Annotated in this window: 2 protein-coding genes and 1 pseudogene; 1 reads left to right on the forward strand and 2 read right to left on the reverse strand. The window is 53.7% G+C overall.

What is annotated here, in order from left to right; translation table 11 throughout:
- Positions 1 to 308, reverse strand: a pseudogene (locus B2R17_RS26390) (hypothetical protein); the annotation flags it as partial.
- A 95-nt stretch (positions 309 to 403) separates the two neighbouring features.
- On the reverse strand, positions 404 to 2,809 hold the full coding sequence (locus B2R17_RS26395; protein ID WP_201766689.1) for an arylsulfatase: 2,406 nt from the start codon (positions 2,807 to 2,809) through the stop codon (positions 404 to 406).
- A gap of 144 nt (positions 2,810 to 2,953) precedes the next feature.
- On the opposite strand from B2R17_RS26395, the gene B2R17_RS26400 reads away from it, so the two are divergent.
- A partial coding sequence (locus B2R17_RS26400; protein WP_286766338.1) for an AraC family transcriptional regulator ligand-binding domain-containing protein occupies positions 2,954 to 3,484 on the forward strand: 531 nt, incomplete at its 3' end.

Genomic DNA, 3,484 nt, shown 5'->3' on the forward strand with positions numbered 1-3,484 from the left:
GGTGAATAATGCGGGTTGATGTAATCGTTCAGCATGCCGACGCGGTTCATTGGTGCCGCGGGCAAGGCACCAAACAGACGCCCTGGTTCGGGGATTTGGGTGAGCGCACTTTGCCGGTTCATCATGTTGACCATCGGATAGCCCCAAAGAAAAGCCATTCGTGCGAGCGACTTTGCATACTCAGGGTGCATCACCACGTCAGAACTCGCCGGAGCGAGATTGTTAAACGAGGTCGTCTGTTGTGCCGGGGCAGAGCGAATGATCGACACTACGATAAGGAACAGGGTCGAGGCCGTTCTGATATTCATTGTCAACTCCGTAAGGTCTATCTATATTCTTTTGACCGCGTCACGGAACTCGCGAAGGGTCTTTGGGAATCTTAGAGGATGGCTCAATCGGGGCGTTAACGAGACAACGCGGATTTGACCTGTTGCTGCCGATACTCTTGAAGCTGATCCTCAGTCAGCTCGTGATCCGTGATCTGAATCGTGACCTTCTCGATTTCGCCACTAAACTCGAACGGCACTTCGTAGTCTTCGCTGACTGGTGTCCCCGTGTCTTCACCGATGTCAAGTGTTTCGTCGAGCGACATGCGAAACGCGATCGTTCGGGGAAATTCGGTCGAGTCCACCTTATTGCCGTCCACAGAAAGCGTGGCGGTGCCGCCTTTGCCAAGACCGCCGCCTTTGTAGTTGAAGTCGAAGGTAAGGACGTGTTTGCCAGGTTGCAGCGGATCCTTTCCTTCCACTCGATAGCGTTTAACGTCGGCCAGGTTGTAAACGAAGACTGGTTTGTTATTCAGCACGTACAAACCCACACCGCAGAATCGTCCACCCTGAGTCATCAGCAGGCCTTCCGCCCCATCCTCGGGAATTTCAACGATGGCGTTAATCGCGAAAGACTTGTTCTTGAGGTCTGGAGCTGAGCCCTCAGGAATTCGCGTCATGCCGTCGTAATAGGTGAACTTATCACGCCCCTCCGTGAGGCTGGGGCGGTTCTTGACGTCCAACCGCTCGACCTTGCTGTTATCCAATGGCAGCACGTCGTACTTGACGGCCTCTATGTAGAACAGCCGTTGCAACTCTTTCAGCTTCTCTGGATTCCTTTCCGCCAGATTGTCACTCTCCGAGAAGTCTTCATTAATGTTGTAAAGTTCCCAGTCGTAGCCTTCGATGACGTCGACCGCTTCGGCAACGCTCACCCAAGGTGGCGTCGTCGGCGTTGTGCAGGCAACCCAGCCGTCGTCGTAGATCGCCCGGTTAGCAAACATCTCGAAATACTGCGTGGTTCGCTTTGAATCAGAATCCACGTTATCCCACGTGTAAGCCATGCTGACGCCGTCCATTGGTTCCTGCGTGATTCCGTCGATCGAATCGGGCTTCGGAAGGCCGGTTGCTTCGAGGATAGTCGGTGCGATATCGATCACGTGGTGGAACTGAGAGCAAATTTTGCCAGCATCTTTTATCTTCTTCGGCCACGACATCACCATGCCGTTGCGGGTTCCACCGAAGTGCGATGCAACCTGTTTGGTCCACTGGAACGGCGTGTCCATCGCGTGTGCCCAGCCGATGGGGTAATGGTTGAAGGTCATCGGGCCGCCAAGGTCATCAATGCGTTTGTAGACTTCCTCGAACGGGACTTCGATGTTGTTAAAGAAAGTCATTTCATTCAGCAATCCGTCGGGACTACCTTCGGCACTTGCGCCGTTGTCGCCCTGGATATAGATGACGAGCGTATTGTCCAGTTCGCCCATCTCATCAATTGCGGTGATGATGTTCCCAAATTGATGATCAGCGTGCGAAAGCGCTCCCGCATAGACTTCCATCATCCTCGCATAAACTTCCTTTTCTTTGACATTAAGTTCACTCCAAGGACGAATCCCCTTCGATCGCTCGGTCAGCTTCGTTCCCGTAGGCACGACGCCCAATTCCTTTTGACGAGCGAGTGTTTCCGAGCGAACCTCGTCCCAGCCTTGGTCGAACTGTCCTTCAAACTTTTCGATCCACTCCTTTGGAGCATGGTGCGGGGCGTGTGCCGTGCCCGTGGCGTAGTAACAGAAAAAGGGCTTGGTGGGAGCGACGGCGTTCTGCATGCGAATCCAGTTAATGGCTCGCGCGGCCATGTCTTCATCGAAGTTGTAGTCGGGATCGTCGGTCGGAGGCTCGACCGGTCGTGTGTTCTCGACTAACGCTGGTGTCCATTGGCTGGTATCGCCACCAACGAAGCCATAGAAGTACTCGAAGCCGAGCCCAACCGGCCACAGGTCAAACGGACCAGCCTGGCTGGACTGCCAGTCCGGAACGTTGTGGTTCTTTCCAAACCAAGCAGTGTTGTAACCGTTGTACTTGAGTATTTGCCCGATCGTACCGCATGACTTTCGGACGACGGTGTTGTAGCCCGGGTAGCCCACACCGATCTCCATGATTCCACCGGTGGAGACGTGATGGTGGTTGCGACCCGTGATCAGCGCCGCCCGTGTTGGAGAACAGAGGGCAGTCGTATGGAACTGATTGTATCTCAAGCCGGACTTGGCTAGACGATCGAACGTCGGAGTTGGAATCGGTCCGCCAAAAGTGCTGCTGGCGCCGAATCCGACGTCATCTGTAAGGATGATCAGCACGTTGGGTGCGTCTTGCGGTGCTGTCACTTCGGGTGGAAAATCCTTGACCGATTCAGAAGGCGTTAGTCCAATTTTCCCATCAAACGCGGGCTGAGGAATCGGCAGCGAAGTTCGATTGAAGTCGCCTCCCAAGCAGAAAACGGGAGAAGCGATTAGGCACGCCACGGTCAAGAATGTGCGGTGAATCACGCTGAACAACTCCGAGACTAGTACAGATTTGGTGCGACAGACGGTTGCACCATTGTAGCGCCACTACTGTAAGATTGGGGGTCTCAACTGCGCACATTTGGGCTCAATTTCGGTTCCGTGAGTAAACAAAAATTGCAATTGCCGTTGTTCGACGCTCGGATACTCAATCCGCTTGTGAGATATCTGGACCGCCATGGCGTCAATTCTGACAGTTATCTCAGTGAACGACGTATTCCTCGTGAAACGCTCTTGGCTGGCGGGTGGATCGCAAAGAAGCAGGCATACGACTTGATTCGCGACGTAGTGACCCGAGAACATTGTCCGGAAATCGTCTTCGAAGCCTACGAGGACTTTTGTTTCGATGATCTTGGACCGATCGCAATTGCGGTCAGCTCATGTCGTACAGTGAAAGAGGCTTTGGAAGTCACAACCCGTCTCGGCGGTTCGGCGTTCGAGGGCAACGAGTACTTCCTCCAGATTGAAGGCAAGACAGCTTGGCTCTCCTATCGTGAACGAAAGCATATCTCGGAGGGCCAGGATTGGATCAATGACATGACTCTGGCTGCGTACCGTCGAATGATCAACTTGCTCGTCGATCCTGAATGGCTCCCGGAGAAGGTTCTCATACAGGGGGCCGGTTCGTTACGTCATGTTTTAGAACCTATCCGAGAACCG

The sequence above is a fragment of the Rhodopirellula sp. UBA1907 genome, from assembly GCF_002337565.1.
Classification (GTDB): Bacteria; Planctomycetota; Planctomycetia; order Pirellulales; family Pirellulaceae; genus Rhodopirellula; species Rhodopirellula europaea.